Genomic DNA, 17,871 nt, shown 5'->3' with positions numbered 1-17,871 from the left:
ATTTTTATTTTAGCCCGAGTGGTCGTACCCACCCCCAGCGATGGCAGCGGGTTACGAGGTCGTTGTCGTACGACATCGGCCGGGCGACAAGGGCGCGGTTTAGTGTCGTGTTAAAAGGTTCTGTGTTTTATTATGGAAGGACGCGCCCCCCGCCGGGCGGCGAGGAGTGATATCTGTGGGGAGCCCCCCCCCGGCCCCCCCACTCCCCGATGCGCGTCAGGTCGACGCGCTGCGGATCGCCTCCGGCAGCGGCGCACTCCTGCCGGTCTGCGTATCCATCCAGACCACCACCACGTTGCCGTCCGAATACAGCTTCGAATCGTCCTGCTGGTCGACGATGCGGTGGCCGATGGTCACGCTGCTGTTGCCCAGGCGCTCGACGAACAGTTCGACCAGGATGTCGTTGGGCCACACGATCGGCAGCCTGTAATTGACGTTGGTCGCGGCCACCACCGGTGCGATGCGGTCGGTCATCGATACGCCGTCCACGCCCAGCATCCAGCGCACGCGCGCTTCTTCCAGGTAGGAAATGTACTTGGCGTTGTTGACGTGGCCCATGCTGTCCATGTCGCGCCAGCGCACGCTGATCGGGATGCGGGCCAGGATCTTGTGTTCGCTGCTCATCAGGCGTCCTTCTTCTTCGTCGTGCTCTTGCTGGCCTTGCCGGTGCTCTTGGCGGCCACCGCCTTCTTCGCCACCTTGGCCGGCTTCTCAGGTTTCACCTTGCGCGGCGGCCGGGCATCGGGCTTGTTGGCCACCGCGGCCGGCTGTTCCGGGCGCGCGCTGGTGGAGGGCAGCATGCGGGCCAGGAACTGGCCGGTGTACGACTGCGGGCAGGCCGCCACGTCTTCCGGCGTGCCGGTGACCAGGATGGTGCCACCGCGATGGCCGCCTTCCGGGCCCAGGTCGACGATCCAGTCGGCGGTCTTGATCACGTCGAGGTTGTGCTCGATCACCACCACCGTGTTGCCCTCGTCGCGCAGCTTGTGCAGCACGCCCAGCAGCGCTTCGATGTCGTGGAAGTGCAGGCCGGTGGTCGGCTCGTCGAGGATGTACAGGGTACGGCCGGTATCGCGGCGCGACAGCTCCTTGGACAGTTTCACGCGCTGCGCTTCACCACCGGACAGCGTGGTCGCGCTCTGGCCCAGCTTGATGTAGCTCAGGCCCACGTCCACCAGTGTTTCCAGCTTGCGGGCGATTGACGGCACCGGCTCGAACAGCTTCAGCGCATCCTCGACGGTCATTTCCAGCACGTCGTTGATGTTGAAGCCCTTGTACAGGATCTCCAGCGTCTCGCGGTTGTAGCGCTTGCCGTGGCAGACATCGCATGGCACGTACACGTCCGGCAGGAAGTGCATCTCGACCTTGATCAGGCCATCGCCCTGGCAGGCCTCGCAGCGGCCACCACGCACGTTGAAGCTGAAACGGCCCGGCGAATAACCACGCGCACGCGCTTCGGGCACCTGGGCGAACAGCTCGCGCAGCGGGGTGAACAGGCCGGTGTAGGTGGCCGGGTTCGAGCGCGGGGTGCGGCCGATCGGCGACTGGTCGATGTCCACCACCTTGTCGAACAGGTCCAGGCCATCGATCTCCTTGTACGGGGCGATCGGGTGCGAGGAACCATTGATCTCGTTGGCGGCCAGCGAGAACAGGGTGTCGTTGATCAGGGTCGACTTGCCCGATCCGGACACGCCGGTCACGCAGGTCAGCAGGCCCGACGGAATCGCCAGGTCCACGCCCTTCAGGTTGTTGCCGCTGGCCCCGCGCAGGTGCAGGGTCATCTTCGGGTTCGGCTTGTGCCGGCGCGCAGGAATCTCGATCGCGCGCTTGCCCGACAGGTACTGGCCGGTCAGTGAACGTGGTGCCTCCAGGATATCCTGCAGGGTGCCCTGGCCGACGATCTCGCCGCCATGCACGCCCGCGCCCGGGCCGATGTCCAGCACATAGTCGGCCAGGCGGATCGCATCCTCGTCATGCTCGACCACGATCACCGTGTTGCCCAGGTCACGCAGGCGGGTGAGGGTGCCGAGCAGGCGTTCGTTGTCGCGCTGGTGCAGGCCGATGGACGGCTCGTCGAGCACGTACATCACGCCGACCAGACCGGCGCCGATCTGGCTGGCCAGGCGGATGCGCTGTGCCTCGCCACCGGACAGGGTGTCGGCCTTGCGTTCCAGGGTCAGGTAATCCAGGCCCACATCGACCAGGAAGCCGAGGCGTTCGCCGATTTCCTTGACGATCTTCGAGGCGATCTCGCCACGCCAGCCCGGCAGGCTCAGCTCGCTGAAGAACTTCAGCGCCTCGTCGATCGGCAGCACCACCAGGTCCGGCAGCGGGCGGTCGGCCACGAACACGTTGCGTGCCGCCTTGTTGAGGCGGGCGCCATGGCATTCCGGGCACGGCTGTTCGCTGATGTACTTGGACAGCTCTTCGCGCACCGCCGGCGATTCGGTTTCCTTGTAGCGGCGCTCGAGGTTGGGAATGATGCCTTCGAAGCGGTGCTTGCGCTGGGTGCGGCCACCGGCTTCGGTGAAGTAGGTGAAGGTGATCGCTTCATCGCCACTGCCGTAGAGCACGGCCTGCTGCACGTTCTCCGGCAGCGAGTTCCACGCCGCGTCGACGTCGAACCTGTAGTGCTTGGCCAGCGAGGCGATCAGCTGGAAGTAGTAGGCATTGCGGCGGTCCCAGCCGCGCACCGCACCGGCGGCCAGCGACAGCTCGGGGTGCACCACCACGCGCGAAGGATCGAAGAATTCGGCCATGCCCAGGCCATCGCAGCCGGGACAGGCGCCCATCGGTGCGTTGAACGAGAACAGGCGCGGTTCCAGCTCCGGCAGCGAGTAGTCGCAGACCGGGCAGGAATACTTGGAGGAGAACAGGGTCGGCGCGGCATCGGCGGTGTCCAGGCTCTGCACCGAGGCCATGCCGTCGCCCAGTTTCAGCGCGGTCTCGAAGCTCTCGGCCAGGCGCTGCTTAATGTCCTCGCGCGGGCGGAAGCGGTCGATCACCGCCTCGATGGTGTGCTTCTGGCGCAGCGCCAGCGGCGGCACCGCGTCGATTTCATGCAGCTCGCCGTCCACGCGCACGCGCACGAAGCCCTGCGCGCGCAGCTGGTCGAACACCTGCGCGTGCTCGCCCTTGCGGTCGCGGATGACCGGCGCCAGCAGCATGTAGCGCTGTTCCGGGTCCAGGGTCAGTACCTGGTCGACCATCTGGCTGACCGTCTGCGCTTCCAGCGGGTAGCCGTGGTCCGGGCAGCGCGGGGTGCCGACGCGGGCGTACAGCAGGCGCAGGTAGTCGTAGATTTCGGTGATCGTGCCCACCGTCGAACGCGGGTTGTGCGAGGTCGACTTCTGCTCGATCGAGATCGCCGGGGACAGGCCCTCGATGTGGTCCAGGTCCGGCTTTTCCATCACGCTCAGGAACTGGCGCGCATAGGCCGACAGCGACTCGACGTAGCGGCGCTGGCCTTCTGCATAGATGGTGTCGAACGCCAGCGAGGACTTGCCCGAACCGGACAGGCCGGTGATCACGATCAGCTTGTCGCGGGGCAGGTCGAGGTCGATGTTCTTGAGATTGTGCGTCCGCGCGCCGCGGATGCGGATGAAATCCATCGCCATGGGGAATCCGGTTGTGGGGGCGTTGGCTGGGTGCCGGGCCAGCAGGGAACGGCAATCGGTCAGCCTACCGAGGTGACCAGATGGGGGCAATGGGCGACAATGCCAGCCCGGTGTCTCACCTTGTGAGACGGGCCGACAGGCAGGGGTCAGATCCCTTTTCACGTTGTGAAAAGGGATCTGACCCCGGTCCGGCTCGCGCGCCCGGTCCGTTCAGGGGTTGACTTGACCCGCGCCCGCTGATCTGCGTACAATCCCGCTCCTGTCCGCCCTCGACGGCGGCAGTCCATAGACCACAATAACTACAGAGGAAGTCTGGTCATGTACGCAGTACTGGTCACCGGCGGTAAGCAATACCGCGTGGCGCAGGGCGAAAAGCTCCGCGTCGAAAAGCTCGAAGTCGAAGTCGGCAGCGAGATCAAGTTTGACAACATCCTGATGCTGGGCGACAGCGATGGCGTGAAGCTGGGCGATGCGCTGAAGGGCGCTGCCGTCACCGCCAAGGTCCTGTCCCAGGGTCGTGCTGACAAGGTCCGGATCATCAAGTTCCGTCGCCGCAAGCACCACATGAAGCGTCAGGGTCACCGTCAGTACTACACCGAAATCGAGATCACCGGCATCGCCGGCTAAGCATCAGGAGAAGCAGTCATGGCACATAAAAAGGGCGTAGGCTCCTCGCGCAACGGTCGCGACTCCAACCCGAAGTACCTGGGCGTCAAGATCTTCGGCGGCCAGGCCATCGAAGCCGGCAACATCATCGTGCGTCAGCGCGGCACCCAGTTCCACCCGGGTTCGGGCGTTGGCCTGGGCCGTGACCACACCCTGTTCGCCCTCGTGGACGGCAAGGTGGAGTTCTCGGTCAAGGGCGCCAAGAAGCGTCGTACCGTCAGCATCGTCTCGGCCGACGCCTGATCCAGGCATCGCCGGCACCCATGCCCCGGCATGGCCGTGCTGGATGAAGAGCACGCTGCATGGAGAGCCCCGCTTCGGCGGGGCTTTTCGTTAGAGTGAACGCAAGACCGGCTGTGCCGGGTTGCCGGCCCGCGGCCGGCGTGACATTCAAGGCGACGGCAGGCAGGCCGCGCCCATCGCAGGCATCGAAACAATGAAACTGGTAGACGAAGCAGAAATCGAAGTGTTCGCCGGCAACGGCGGCAACGGCTGCATTGGCTTCCGTCGCGAGAAGTTCATTCCGCTCGGCGGCCCGGACGGCGGCGACGGCGGTGCGGGCGGCAGCGTGTACATCCGCGCCGACGAGAACCTGAACACCCTGGTCGACTTCCGCCATGACCGCATCTTCAAGGCGCAGCGCGGCGAGAACGGCATGGGCCGCCAGGCCTATGGCAAGGGCGGCGAAGACCTGACCATCACTGTGCCGGTCGGTACCGTGGTGATCAACGTCGCCACCGATGAAGTCATCGGCGATCTGACCCAGCACGGCGATCGCCTGCTGGTGGCCAAGGGTGGCCGCGGCGGCCTGGGCAACATGCACTTCAAGAGCTCGACCAACCGCTCGCCGCGCCAGGCGCTGCCGGGCGAGCCGGGCGAAGAGCGCACGCTGAAGCTGGAGTTGAAGCTGCTGGCCGACGTCGGTCTGCTGGGCTTCCCCAATGCCGGCAAGAGCACCCTGATCCGCGCCGTTTCGGCGGCGACCCCGAAGGTGGCCGATTATCCGTTCACCACGCTGTACCCGAACCTGGGTGTGGTGAAGGTGGAGAACTACCGCAGCTTCGTGATTGCCGATATTCCGGGCCTGATCGAAGGCGCGGCGGATGGAGCCGGCCTCGGTGCGCAGTTCCTGCGTCACCTGCAGCGCACCCGCCTGCTGCTGCACCTGGTGGACATCTCGCCGATGGAAGGTGGCGTGGAAGGCATTTCGCCGGTGGAGCAGGTGCGTGCGATCGAGCGCGAGCTGGAAAAGCATGATCCGGAGCTGCTGAACAAGCCGCGCTGGCTGGTGCTGAACAAGGCCGACCTGATGTTCGAGGACGAGGCCAAGGCCGCGGCCGAGCAGATCGTCGCCGAGCTGGGCTGGAAGGAGCCGTGGTTCCTGGTCTCCGCGCTGGGCCGCGAAGGCACCTTCCCGATCATGAGCCGGATCATGGCCTTCTTCGATCGCCAGAAGGAAGAAGAGCAGGAAGCCCGCGACGCCCAGTAATGGTGTTGTGGTTCCGCTCGAAAAACCCGGCTTCGGCCGGGTTTTTTGTTGGTTGCCGCTCTTCTGTAGGGCTGAGCCTATGCTCGGCCGCTGTTCGCGCGGCCAGCCGAGCATGGGCTCGGCTCTACAGGGTGGAAACTGCAGGCAACAAAAAACCCGGCCAGGGCCGGGCTTTTGTCTGCTGCCCAACCCCGAGGGGCAGGGCGGCAACGCCGGATCAGGCGGCCTTGAGGGCCTTGATGCGGTCGTTCAGGCGGCTCTTGTGGCGAGCAGCCTTGTTCTTGTGGATCAGGCCACGCGCGCTGAAGCGATCCAGGATCGGCTGGGCAACGGCGAAGGCGGCTTCGGCGCCGGCGGCATCGTTGGCGTCCAGCGCCTTGATCACTTTCTTGACAGCGGTGCGCAGCATCGAGCGCTGAGCCACGTTGCGCGCGTTGCGCACGACGGTCTGCTTGGCGCGCTTCTTGGCGGACTTGATATTGGCCACGGTGGTGGTTTCCTGAAAAAATCGGTGTTATGGGAACAGCAAGCTAGCTAGTATGATGGCGTAAGAAATGCACGTCAAGTCGATTGTCAAGAGGGACGCTGAGTGAGTTCACCCAAGTTGTTGCGGGGCCTGCTGTCGTTCAGCAGCATGACCATGGTCTCGCGCGTTCTCGGACTTGTCCGGGACTTCGTGGTGACCACCACGTTCGGCACCAACGCCATCACTGATGCTTTCTGGGTCGCCTTCAGGGTACCCAATTTCCTGCGGCGTTTGTTCGCCGAAGGCTCTTTCGCCACTGCTTTCGTGCCCGTGTTCACGGAAGTGAAGGAAACCCGCAGCCACGCCGAGCTGCGTGAACTGATGGCCCGCACCGCCGGGACCCTGGGCGGGGTGCTGATGCTGGTCACCGCGCTGGCGCTGATCTTCGCGCCGCAGCTGGCCTCGGTCTTCTCCAGTGGCGTTGATACCGACCCGGTGAAGCAGGGCCTGCTGGTCGACCTGTTCCGCCTGACCTTCCCGTTCCTGCTGTTCGTCTCGCTCACCGCGCTGGCCGGTGGCGCGCTGAACAGCTTCCAGCGCTTCGCCATGCCGGCGCTGACCCCGGTCATCCTCAACCTGTGCATGATCGCCGGTGCGCTGTGGCTGGCGCCGCGGCTGGGCGGCACCCCGGAGAAGCAGATCCTGGCGCTGGGCTGGGCGGTGCTGGCCGCCGGCATCCTGCAGCTGCTGTTCCAGCTGCCCTCGCTGAAGGGCATCAATCTGCTGACCCTCCCGCGCTGGGGCTGGAGCCACCCGGGCGTGCGCAAGGTGATGACGCTGATGGTGCCGACCCTGTTCGGCTCCTCGGTGGCGCAGATCAACCTGCTGCTGGACACCGTGATCGCTGCCAAGCTGACCGATGGCTCGCAGTCCTGGCTGTCGCTGGCCGACCGCTTCCTGGAGCTGCCGCTGGGCGTGTTCGGCGTGGCGCTGGGCACGGTGATCCTGCCGGCGCTGGCCCGTCACCACGTCAGCACCGACCGCGAGGGCTTCTCGCGCTCGCTGGACTGGGGCTTGCGCATGACCCTGCTGATCTCGGTGCCGGCCATGCTCGGCCTGCTGCTGTTGGCCGAACCGCTGATCGCGACCATCTTCCAGCACGGCCAGTTCAGTGCCTTCGATACCCGCATGACCGCGCTGTCGGTGTATGGCCTGAGTTTCGGCCTGCCGGCGTTCGCGTTGCTGAAGGTGGTGCTGCCGGCGTTCTACGCCCGACAGGACACCAAGACCCCGGTGCGCGCCGGTGTGGCCGCACTGGTGGCCAACATGGTGTTCAACTTCGCCCTGCTGGCGGTGCTGTACCAGGTGATGGTGCCGGACGAGCTGAAAGCGCAGGGCGTGATGGCGGCCATCGGCAAGCAGCCGGGCCTGCACCTGGCACTGGGCATCGCCAGCGCGCTGTCCAGTTACCTGAACCTGGGCCTGCTCTGGTACTGGCTGGGCAAGACTGATGTCTACCAGCGCCGGCCGGGCTGGGGCGGCTATCTGCTGCGCCTGCTGTTGGCCTGCCTGGCCATGGTCGCCGCGCTGCTGGCCCTGCTGCACTGGCTGCCGGCGTTCTCGGCGATGGGTGTATGGGAGCGGATCGGCAGCCTGTCGCTGCTGGTCGGTGGCGGCGGTGCCACCTACGCAGTGGCCATGGTGGCGATGGGCTTCCGCCCGCGCGACCTGCGCGGGCATTGATCACCGCTTGTGGCGGCTATACTTCAGGGTTACACCATTGAAGCGGCGGCCCCGGTCGGGCCGGAACGAGAGTTGATGAGCAGGCTGTTCAGAAGCGTCGAGGGCGGGGAACTGTTCCCCAACGGAAGCGTGGTCTGTATCGGTGCATTCGACGGCCTCCACCTGGGCCATCGTGCGCTGGTGCGCCATGCGGTTGCCCGCGCGCGCGCCTTGGGCGTGGCCGCCGTGGCCGTGGCCTTCGAGCCGCTGCCGCGTGAGTTCTTCGCCCAGGGCACACCGCCGCCGCGGCTGACCCTGGCGCGCAGCAAGGTCGAGATCCTGCGCGAACTCGGCGTCGATGCGGTCGGCCTGCTGCGCTTCGACGCGGCGATGGCAGCGATGCCGGCCGAGACCTTCGTACGCCAGCTGCTGGTGCAGCGCCTGAACGCCCGCGAAGTCTGGATCGGCCCGGAGTTCTGCTTCGGCAACCGCCGCCGTGGCGACCTGGCCCTGCTGCAGAAGATGGGCGCCGAACTGGGCTTCACCGCGGGCGAAATCGAAGCGATCGACCTGCATGGCGAACGCATTTCCAGCACCCGCATCCGCCAGCTGCTGCAGGAGGGCGACTTCGCCCGTGCCAATGACCTGCTGGGTCGTCCGTACGCGATCAGCGGCCGGGTGGTGCGCGGGCGCCAGCTCGGCCGTACGCTGGGCTTCCCCACCGCCAACCTGCGGTTCCCGAAGACCCCGGCGCTGTCGGGCATCTACGCGACCTGGGTGCACGGCGTGTTCGACCAGCCGTGGCCATCGGTCTCCAGCTTCGGCACGCGGCCGACGGTGGAGGGCGTGGAGCCGCTGCTGGAAGCCCACCTGTTCGATTTCCAGGGCGACCTGTACGGGCGCCACATCGACGTGGAATTCGTCGCCAAGCTGCGCGACGAAGAGAAATTCAATGATCTGGCGGCGCTGACCGACCAGATGCATCGCGACGCCGAACAGGCGCGCGCCATCCTTTCCGAACATAGATTGCGAGCCACTGCGTGAGCCAGGACTACAAGACCACCCTGAACCTGCCAGCCACCGAATTCCCGATGCGCGGCGACCTGCCCAAGCGCGAGCCGGGCATTCTGGCGCAGTGGGAAGCGCAGGGGCTCTACCAGCAGCTGCGCGACAACGCGGCCGGCCGCCCGCTGTTCGTGCTGCATGACGGCCCGCCGTATGCCAACGGCCGCATCCACCTGGGCCACGCGGTCAACAAGATCCTGAAGGACATCATCGTCAAGTCGCGCTACCTGGCCGGCTTCGATGCGCCCTACGTGCCGGGCTGGGACTGCCATGGCCTGCCGATCGAGATCGCAGTCGAGAAGAAGTGGGGCAAGGTCGGCACCAAGCTCGACGCCGTTGAATTCCGCCAGAAGTGCCGCGAGTTCGCCGAAGAGCAGATCAACATCCAGCGCGTGGACTTCAAGCGCCTGGGCGTGACCGGTGACTGGGACAACCCGTACAAGACCCTGAGCTTCGACTTCGAAGCCAACGAGATCCGCGCGCTGGCCAAGGTCGTGGCGAACGGCCACCTGGTGCGTGGCGCCAAGCCGGTGTACTGGTGCTTCGACTGTGGCTCGGCGCTGGCCGAAGCCGAAATCGAATACCAGGAAAAGGAATCGCCGGCCATCGATGTGGCCTACGCCGCGCGTGATGCACAGGCCATCGGCCAGGCGTTCGGCGTGAGCGTGCCGGCCGACGTCGAAGTGGCGGTGCCGATCTGGACCACCACGCCGTGGACGCTGCCGGCCTCGCTGGCGGTGTCGCTGGGTGCGGAGATCAACTACGTGCTGGCCGAAGGCCCGGCCCACAACGGCAAGAGCCGTTGGCTGGTGCTGGCTGCCGCGCTGGCCGAGCGCGCGCTGCAGCGCTATGGTGTGGATGAGGTCGTGCTGCACGGTGAAACCACCGGCGCGGCGCTGGAAAACCAGCTGCTGGCGCATCCGTTCTACCCGGAACGCGAGATCCTGGTGCTCAACGGCGACCACGTCTCCGACGAGGACGGTACCGGTGCGGTGCACACCGCCCCCGGCCACGGCCAGGAAGACTTCGTGGTCAGCCAGAAGTACGGCCTGCTGGACAAGTACAACGCCGGTCAGGTCACACCGATCGACGGCCGTGGCGTGTACCTGGAATCGACGCCGCCGGGCGGCGACGTGGTGCTGGCCGGCCAGCACCTGTGGAAGGCGCAGGAAGCCATCGTCGGCGTGTTGCGCGACAACGGCTCGCTGCTGGCCTTCCACCCGATCCGCCACAGCTACCCGCACTGCTGGCGCCACAAGACGCCGGTGGTGTTCCGCGCCACCCCGCAGTGGTTCATCTCGATGGACAAGGCCCACCTGCGCCGCGATGCGCTGGCCGCCATCGATACCGTCGGCTGGTTCCCGAGCTGGGGCAAGGCGCGCATCCAGAGCATGGTCGACGGTCGTCCGGACTGGACCATCTCGCGCCAGCGCACCTGGGGCGTGCCGATCGCCCTGTTCACCCATCGCCAGACCGGCGAGATCCATCCGCGTTCGGTGGAGCTGATGCAGCAGGTCGCCGACCGCGTCGAAGCTGAGGGCATCGACGTGTGGTATTCGCTGGATGCCGCCGAACTGCTGGGCGCTGAAGCGGCCGACTACGAGAAGGTCACCGACATCCTCGACGTCTGGTTCGATTCGGGCGTGACTCATGAGGGCGTGCTCGCCGCGCGTGGCTTCGGCAAGCCGGCCGACCTGTACCTGGAAGGTTCCGACCAGCATCGCGGCTGGTTCCAGTCCTCGCTGCTGACCGGCGTGGCGATCGACAAGCGCGCCCCGTACAAGCAGTGCCTCACCCACGGTTTCACCGTGGACGAGCACGGCCGCAAGATGTCCAAGTCGCTGGGCAACGGCATCGAGCCGCAGGACATCATGAACAAGCTGGGCGCGGACATCCTGCGCCTGTGGATCGCCTCGGCCGACTACAGCAACGAGATGTCGTTGTCGCAGGAGATCCTCAAGCGCAACGCCGACGCCTACCGTCGCCTGCGCAACACCGCACGCTTCCTGCTCGGCAACCTGGACGGCTTCGATCCGGCCCAGCACCTGCAACCGCTCGACAAGATGGTCGCGCTGGACCGCTGGATCGTGCATCGCGCGTGGGAGCTGCAGGAGAAGATCAAGGCAGCCTACGACGGCTACAACATGGCCGAGATCGTGCAGCTGCTGCTGAATTTCTGCAGCGTGGACCTGGGTTCGCTGTACCTGGACGTGACCAAGGACCGCCTGTACACGATGCCGACCGATTCGCACGGTCGCCGTTCGGCACAGAGTGCGATGTACCACATCGCCGAAGCGTTCACCCGCTGGGTCGCACCGATCCTGACCTTCACCGCCGACGAGCTGTGGGGCTACCTGCCGGGCGAACGCGCCGGCCACGTGCTGTTCACCACCTGGTACGACGGCCTGGCGCCGCTGCCGGCCGATGCCCAGCTCAACGCCACCGACTTCGATCAGCTGCTGGCCGTGCGCGAGCAGGTGGCCAAGGTGCTGGAGCCGATGCGTGCCAACGGCGCGATCGGTGCCGCGCTGGAAGCGGAAATCACCATTGCCGCCAACGAGGAGCAGGCCGCGAAGTGGCAGCCGCTGGCCGATGAACTGCGCTTCCTGTTCATCAGCGGCGACGTGCAGGTGCGCCCGGCGACCACCGACGAGGTGTTCGTCAGCGCCCAGCCGACCACCAAGGCCAAGTGCGTGCGCTGCTGGCACCACCGTGCCGATGTCGGAAGCAACGCCGACCATCCGGAACTGTGCGGCCGCTGCGTGAGCAACATCACCGGCGCTGGTGAAGTGCGGAGCTGGTTCTGATGGCCGCGCCCCGTCCGCACCCGAACGCCCTGGTCTGGCTGCTGCTGTCGGCCGCCATCATCGGCCTGGACCAGTGGTCCAAGGCCTGGGTCCTGTCGAGCCTGCCGGAGTTCCAGCCGGTGGTTGTGATCGACGGCTTCTGGAACTGGTACCGCACCTACAACACCGGCGCCGCGTTCAGTTTCCTGAGCGACGCCGGTGGCTGGCAGAAGTACTTCTTCACCGCGCTGGCCATCGCCATCAGCGGCCTGATGGCCTGGTGGCTGCGCGGCACCGCCCGCGGCAACTGGAAGGCCGCGGTGCCGTATGCGCTGATCATCGGCGGTGCCATCGGCAACGTGATCGACCGCCAGGTGCACGGCCACGTGGTCGATTTCATCCAGTGGTACGTGGGCAGCTACACCTGGCCCTCGTTCAACATCGCCGATTCGGCCATCGTGGTGGGTGCCATCGGCATCGCCCTGTTTGGCCTGTTCGAAGGCAAGTCCGCCAAAAAGGCGGATAATGCCAACCCGAAACCGTAAGCCGGCCGCTGCCGGGAGATTGAACTGATGGATGTGCTGCTCGCCAACCCGCGTGGTTTCTGTGCCGGTGTCGATCGTGCGATCGAGATCGTCAAGCGCGCGATCGAAACGCTGGGCGCGCCCATCTACGTTCGCCATGAAGTGGTGCACAACCGCTTCGTGGTGGACGATCTGAAGCAGCGCGGCGCGATCTTCGTCGAGGAACTGGACGAAGTGCCGGACAACAACACGGTCATCTTCAGCGCGCATGGCGTGTCCCAGGCCGTGCGCCAGGAAGCCGAGCGCCGTGGCCTGAAGGTGTTCGACGCTACCTGCCCGCTGGTGACCAAGGTCCACTTCGAAGTCGCCCGCCACTGCCGTGCCGGCCGCGACGTGGTGCTGATCGGCCACGCCGGCCACCCGGAAGTGGAAGGCACCATGGGCCAGTGGAACCGCGAAGCCGGTACCGGCCAGATCTACCTGGTCGAAGACGTGGAGCAGGTCGCCACGCTGCACATCAACCAGCCGGAAAACTTCGCCTACACCACGCAGACCACGCTGTCGGTGGACGACACGCGCGGCATCATCGATGCGCTGCGTGAGCGCTTCCCGGCGATGCAGGGCCCGAAGAACGACGACATCTGCTACGCCACGCAGAACCGCCAGGATGCGGTGCGCGACCTGGCCAAGCGCTGCGACCTGGTGCTGGTGGTCGGTTCGCCGAACAGCTCCAACTCCAATCGCTTGAGTGAGCTGGCCCGCCGCGAAGGCGTGGAGTCGTACCTGATCGACGGCGCGCATGAAATCGACCCGGCGTGGGTGGTGGGCAAGCAGCACATCGGCGTCACTGCCGGTGCCTCGGCGCCGCAGGTGCTGGTCGATGGCGTGCTGGCACGCCTGGCCGAGCTGGGTGCCAGCGGCGTGGGCGAGCTGGATGGCGAGCCGGAATCGATGGTATTCGCGCTGCCGAAGGAACTGCGCCTGCGTCTGGTCGACTGACCGCGGCAGCTTGTTCGCCGGGCATGGCCCGGCGCTACCGGGTGCATGTCATCCACGCATGGCGTGGATCTACTGCATCCGGTCGGCACACCCGTAGATCCACGCCATGCGTGGATGGGCACCGACCATGACCTTGTCCGCCCACGCACCCCAGTAGATCCGCGCCATGCGTGGATGGGCGCACCGCGCGTGACCTTTTTCCCGCTTGCGCATCGCAAATAGGTTCACGCCATGAGTAGATGGGCGCAGCGATGGTGATTATCGAGGGTACCATCGCTGGAAGCTGCCAAATAAACACGCGACCCATACTCAGCTCACTGCTGGCTGAGCAGATGAGCAGATGAGCAGATGAGCGATCATGCGACTTGAACACTCCGAGCTTTGATGCGCTGTTCCATCAACGGCCTCGCCGGGGGGCTTTCACTCTGCGAACGCATGGCGGTTTTTCTTCAAAATCCGACGCTTGCCCCTGATGCCGAAAAGTTTTAACGCGTTCTCGTTTCGGGTGTGATTGACTGCAAATGGCGGAGTCTTTAGGAATTTTCCTATGATGAAAAAGGACTGTTGGCGCTATTTTTTGAGTCGGATCGCTGCGATCCAAGGAAAGGGGTAAACAAATGGTATGGAAATACCTGATTTTGATCATCTCACTTCTTTGTCCGACCTACGCGAAATCGCAGGCCTTCCCTGTAACTGGTTTGGGCCAGTGCGTAGACTTCATCTCCGCTGCTTCCACCACGCTCACCTCCCAGATCCAGGCACATGTGGGGGTAAGGGCATACGGTCTTCCACCTAGTTACGACCCGCTGACGGCGAAAATATTGGTGCCACCATACTCTTGCGAAAGCAATGACTGGCCTGGTCTCTATAAAACTGTGGGCTATCTGAGTCATGAGCTTGGTCACCACGAGGCAGGTGTTCCCAATATTGATGCTCCGATCACCAAAGCCCAGTATGTTGAAAGGAATTGCGTGTGGGAGGCTAAGGCCGTAGTTAACAACGCGGTAGTGAGTGATCAGATTCGCGTGGCATCTGAAGGATTTGTTGAAGTCCCGTTGATTTCCGATAACTCCGCTAAGCTATGGAGCATGTGGTCGGGTGGTGAGTCGTTGGTGGATATCGGGAAAGTTTTCTGCGATAACAATCATGTCGCGTCGGGAAAAACGTATACCAAGCAGCACGAGGACTACTACGATGCCAACTATCCTTGGTGATTTTGCTAGGGCGTCAGTGAAATCATTGCTGACCTTGCCTATGATTGTTCCGCTCGCCGCTGTAGCGGCAACCTCGCCCCCTCAGGCATGGAGTTCCGCGGCAAAAGCTTCGCAGCTCGAGGCACTCGATTACATCGAGAAGCTGGAGTTGGCGCGAAGTGCGGGGCCGGATGCCGCCGCTGATGCTTTGGGCATCAAAAACGGCTCGCTTGCTGAGGTCGCGACTGCTTTCGGGACTGTCCGGAATTTCGGCGGTATTGAGCTAGCTACCGAACTTGATCAACGATCAGGCCAGACTACGATCGTTGTAAGGGCATCGGGTGGGTGTATCGATCGGGACCTTGCGAAGGCAAAACTGGTACTTGGCAAGATCGTATGGGCGCCGCTGGCCGATTCACCGGCACCGGTTTTCGGTTACGCACATTTCCAAGGGGGCTCGGCATCCACGGTATTTTTTGACGCAACGGGTTCCAGATGTTTGACAGGCGTCAGGATCGAGGATCCGGCGAGATTAAAGGGGGCCATTGAAGCCGCTTACAAGCAAGAAGCGTCGAAGTAGATTCCCAATCCAGAGGGCTTGCCAAGCCGACGATGGGCCTGGCAAGCAAACTCTCGAAGGCACGTGCATCAATGGTGCCGAGAGATTCTAGAGGGGTTCCCTGCCTGAGGCCTTCAGCAAGCCTCTCTCCCATGACCTTTGGCCATGGGGCAGGGCACTCTACAGGCCTAGCATCGGAGGATTCTCCGCTGTTGGATGCTGCCCGATGAAGACCCGAGCCCTGGTGATGTCCCTGCTGTTCGCGCTGGCGGCCTCGCCTGCACTGGCGCAGACCTCGCCACCGGCCAACGCGGCGGCGCCCGGCCTGCTGCGCATCGACGTGGACGCGCGCAACCTGGCCCGGCGCATCTTCAAGGTGACTGCCACCGTGCCGGCCAAGCCCGGCCCGATGACCCTGTTGTACCCGCAGTGGATTCCCGGCAACCATTCGCCCACCGGCCCGATCGACAAGCTGGCCGGCCTGCGCGTGACCGCCAACGGCAAGCCGCTGGCCTGGCAGCGTGACCAGTACAACGTCTATGCGTTCAAGGTGAACGTGCCCGAGGGCGTCAGCGAGATCGTCGCGCACTTCGACTTCCTGTCCTCGCAGGGTGGCAGCCAGGGCCGGGTGGTGATGACCCCGGAGATGCTCAACCTGCAGTGGAACGCCAACTCGCTGTATCCGGCCGGTGTCGATGCGCGCCAGCTGCAGGCGCAGGCCAGCGTGACGCTGCCCAAGGGCTGGTCATTCGCCACCGCATTGGAGACTGCGCGCCGTGACGGCGATACCGTGGTGTTCAAGCCGATCTCCTATGATCACCTGGTCGATTCGCCGTTGTTCGCCGGCGAGCACTACCAGCGCATCGATCTCGACCCGGGTGCGAAGGTGCCGGTGCACCTCAACGTGTTCGCCGACGAGGCCAAGTCGTTGAAGCCCACCGACGCGCAGATCACCTTGCACCGCGCGCTGGTGCAGCAGGCCGACAAGCTCTACGGTGCGCGTCACTACAACCACTATGAGTTCCTGCTGGCATTGACCGACCGTCTCGGCGGCATCGGCCTGGAGCATCACCGCTCCAGCGAGAACAGCGCCGATCCGGGCTATTTCACCGAGTGGGACAGCAACGCGTGGATGCGCGACCTGCTGCCGCACGAGTACACCCATTCCTGGAACGGCAAGTACCGTCGCGGCGCCGATCTGGCTACTGCCAATTTCAACGTGCCGATGGGCGACAGCCTGCTGTGGGTGTACGAGGGCCAGACCCAGTTCTGGGGCCAGGTGCTGGCCGCACGCTCGGGGCTGTGGTCGGTCGCGCAGGCGCGCGACATGCTGGCCAACGTGGCCGCCACCTATGATCGCGGTCGCCCGGGCCTCGCCTGGCGCCCGCTGCAGGACACCACCAACGACCCGACCATCGCCCAGCGCCGCACCCTGCCGTACCGCAACTACCAGATGAGCGAGGACTACTACTCCGGCGGCCAGATGCTGTGGCTGGAGGTGGAAGGCAAACTGCGCGAGCTGAGCGGCAACCGCCGCAGCCTGGATGACTTCGCGCGTGCCTTCTTCGGCGTCGGCAAGGGCGACTGGGACGTCAATCCGTACACCTTCGACGATGTGGTGGCGACCTTGAACGGCATCGCGCCGTACGACTGGTCGAGCTTCCTGCGCGGCCGCCTGGATGGCCACGGTTCGTTGAACGGAGGCCTGGAGCTGGCCGGCTGGAAGCTGGTCTACCGCGATACCCCGAACGATGCCTACAAGGCGCAGGAAAAGCGCGCCAAGGGGGCGCTGCTGGCCTACTCGCTGGGCGCGACCGTGCTCGACAGCGGCGTGGTCGGCGACGTGATCTGGGACAGCCCGGCGTTCAACGCTGGGCTCGCGCCGGGCATGAAGGTGATCGCGGTGGGTGGCCGCGAATACAGCAGCCAGCGGCTGAAGGACGCGGTGGCCGGCGCGGCGAAGGACAAGGCACCGATCGTGCTGCTGGTGAAGCAGTTCGACCGGATCGAGACGATGAACATCGACTACCGCGGTGGCCTGCAGTACCCGGTGCTGGAGCGCATTGCCGGCAAGCCCGACCGCCTGGCCGACCTGTGGAAGGCGCGATGAAGCCGCGGGTGCGCGATGGCGTGATCCTGTTGATGGCGGTCCTCGCCATCGTCGGCGCGTTCCTGGATGGCGAGGGGCGTTGGCTGCACTGGCTGGCCAAGCCGGCAACCACGCTGCTGATCGCCGCCATCGCCTGGTGTGTGCGTGATCCGGCGCAGCGGTTCTACCGCCGCGCGGTGCTGGCCGGCATGCTGCTGTCGTGCGTGGGCGACATCGCGCTGATGCTGCCGATCGACGCGTTCGTGCCGGGCCTGGTCGCCTTCCTGCTGGCCCACGTCTGCTACATCGTCGCCTTCCGCGCTGGCCTGCGCGCCGGTCGTGGTCTGGTTGGCGCCAGCATGCTGCTGGGTGCCTTCGCCGTGCTCAACGTGATGGGCCTGTGGCCGCACCTGCCGGCGCCGATGCGCATTCCGGTGCTGGCCTACGTGGTGGTGCTCGCCTCGATGGCGGTGCTGGCGCTGGCGCGCGCATGGACGCGTCCTCAGGCGGCCGCGCCGGAACCGTGCAGTGCACGCTGGGCGGCAACCGGTGCCCTGCTGTTCGTGGCCAGCGATTCACTGCTGGCCTGGGACCGCTTTGCTGGCGGCCTGCCGCTGGCCAGCCTGCTGGTGTTGTCCACCTACTACGCCGCGCAGTACGCCATCGCCCGCTCGGTAAAATAGAAAAAGGGGACGG

The 17,871-nt window shown here is 65.1% G+C and carries 15 protein-coding genes; 12 read left to right on the top strand and 3 right to left on the bottom strand.

From position 1 onward, the window contains the following. Window positions 1-216: 216 nt before the first annotated feature. A complete protein-coding gene (locus tag QRO91_RS12380) occupies window positions 217-624 on the bottom strand; it encodes a thioesterase family protein (RefSeq protein WP_049427655.1) in 408 nt (135 codons plus the stop codon). After that, window positions 624-3,617, bottom strand: coding sequence for an excinuclease ABC subunit UvrA (gene uvrA / locus QRO91_RS12375; RefSeq protein WP_049427653.1), 2,994 nt, complete (start codon window positions 3,615-3,617; stop codon window positions 624-626). The genes QRO91_RS12380 and uvrA overlap by 1 nt, the downstream gene beginning before the upstream one ends. 318 nt (window positions 3,618-3,935) lie before the next feature. On the opposite strand from uvrA, the gene rplU reads away from it, so the two are divergent. From rplU to cgtA, 3 genes are all read left to right on the top strand, one after another. Next, window positions 3,936-4,244, top strand: a complete 309-nt coding sequence (gene rplU / locus QRO91_RS12370) for a 50S ribosomal protein L21 (RefSeq protein ID WP_006424709.1) — start codon at window positions 3,936-3,938, stop codon at window positions 4,242-4,244. 18 nt (window positions 4,245-4,262) lie between these two features. After that, complete coding sequence (gene rpmA, locus QRO91_RS12365; RefSeq protein ID WP_005415704.1) at window positions 4,263-4,526, top strand: 50S ribosomal protein L27; 264 nt, start codon at window positions 4,263-4,265, stop codon at window positions 4,524-4,526. Window positions 4,527-4,719: 193 nt separating this feature from the next. Further along, window positions 4,720-5,772 (top strand): Obg family GTPase CgtA, encoded by a 1,053-nt coding sequence (cgtA, locus tag QRO91_RS12360; protein ID WP_100443651.1) that lies wholly within the window; start codon window positions 4,720-4,722, stop codon window positions 5,770-5,772. A 217-nt stretch (window positions 5,773-5,989) separates the two neighbouring features. Here cgtA and rpsT read toward each other — a convergent pair whose 3' ends face one another. After that, window positions 5,990-6,259, bottom strand: coding sequence for a 30S ribosomal protein S20 (rpsT, locus tag QRO91_RS12355; RefSeq protein WP_005408560.1), 270 nt, complete (start codon window positions 6,257-6,259; stop codon window positions 5,990-5,992). A 117-nt stretch (window positions 6,260-6,376) separates the two neighbouring features. Here rpsT and murJ point away from each other — a divergent pair, with 117 nt between their 5' ends. The 9 genes from murJ to QRO91_RS12310 all read left to right on the top strand — a co-directional run bounded on the left by murJ (window position 6,377) and on the right by QRO91_RS12310 (window position 17,858). Further along, window positions 6,377-7,981 carry a murein biosynthesis integral membrane protein MurJ gene (gene murJ / locus QRO91_RS12350; RefSeq protein WP_111112446.1) on the top strand — a complete coding sequence of 535 codons (1,605 nt, stop codon included), beginning with the start codon at window positions 6,377-6,379 and terminating at the stop codon, window positions 7,979-7,981. 75 nt (window positions 7,982-8,056) lie between these two features. After that, entirely contained in the window at window positions 8,057-9,004 is a 948-nt protein-coding gene (locus QRO91_RS12345; RefSeq protein ID WP_197619867.1) for a bifunctional riboflavin kinase/FAD synthetase, read from the top strand. Further along, window positions 9,001-11,832 carry an isoleucine--tRNA ligase gene (gene ileS / locus QRO91_RS12340; protein WP_285310411.1) on the top strand — a complete coding sequence of 944 codons (2,832 nt, stop codon included), beginning with the start codon at window positions 9,001-9,003 and terminating at the stop codon, window positions 11,830-11,832. Before QRO91_RS12345 ends, ileS begins: the two co-directional genes overlap by 4 nt. Then, the gene (lspA, locus tag QRO91_RS12335; RefSeq protein ID WP_049428546.1) at window positions 11,832-12,356 is read left to right on the top strand and encodes a signal peptidase II; all 525 of its coding nucleotides are present in this window, start codon (window positions 11,832-11,834) and stop codon (window positions 12,354-12,356) included. The genes ileS and lspA overlap by 1 nt, the downstream gene beginning before the upstream one ends. Window positions 12,357-12,383: 27 nt before the next feature. Continuing rightward, the gene (gene ispH / locus QRO91_RS12330; RefSeq protein WP_049428543.1) at window positions 12,384-13,334 is read left to right on the top strand and encodes a 4-hydroxy-3-methylbut-2-enyl diphosphate reductase; all 951 of its coding nucleotides are present in this window, start codon (window positions 12,384-12,386) and stop codon (window positions 13,332-13,334) included. Between the two features lie 617 nt (window positions 13,335-13,951). Beyond that, window positions 13,952-14,548, top strand: a complete 597-nt coding sequence (locus QRO91_RS12325; RefSeq protein ID WP_152906560.1) for a hypothetical protein — start codon at window positions 13,952-13,954, stop codon at window positions 14,546-14,548. After that, the gene (locus QRO91_RS12320) at window positions 14,529-15,107 is read left to right on the top strand and encodes a hypothetical protein (protein ID WP_152906559.1); all 579 of its coding nucleotides are present in this window, start codon (window positions 14,529-14,531) and stop codon (window positions 15,105-15,107) included. Before QRO91_RS12325 ends, QRO91_RS12320 begins: the two co-directional genes overlap by 20 nt. Before the next feature lie 205 nt (window positions 15,108-15,312). Further along, window positions 15,313-17,196 carry a M61 family metallopeptidase gene (locus tag QRO91_RS12315; RefSeq protein ID WP_049428541.1) on the top strand — a complete coding sequence of 628 codons (1,884 nt, stop codon included), beginning with the start codon at window positions 15,313-15,315 and terminating at the stop codon, window positions 17,194-17,196. Then, complete coding sequence (locus tag QRO91_RS12310; RefSeq protein ID WP_049428540.1) at window positions 17,193-17,858, top strand: lysoplasmalogenase; 666 nt, start codon at window positions 17,193-17,195, stop codon at window positions 17,856-17,858. Before QRO91_RS12315 ends, QRO91_RS12310 begins: the two co-directional genes overlap by 4 nt. Window positions 17,859-17,871: the final 13 nt, after the last annotated feature.

It is taken from the genome of Stenotrophomonas maltophilia group sp. Smal32 (genome assembly GCF_030237085.1).
Classification (GTDB): Bacteria; Pseudomonadota; Gammaproteobacteria; order Xanthomonadales; family Xanthomonadaceae; genus Stenotrophomonas; species Stenotrophomonas maltophilia_Q.
Note: the sequence above shows the minus strand (reverse complement) of the source record. Positions and strands in the feature narration are given on the sequence as shown.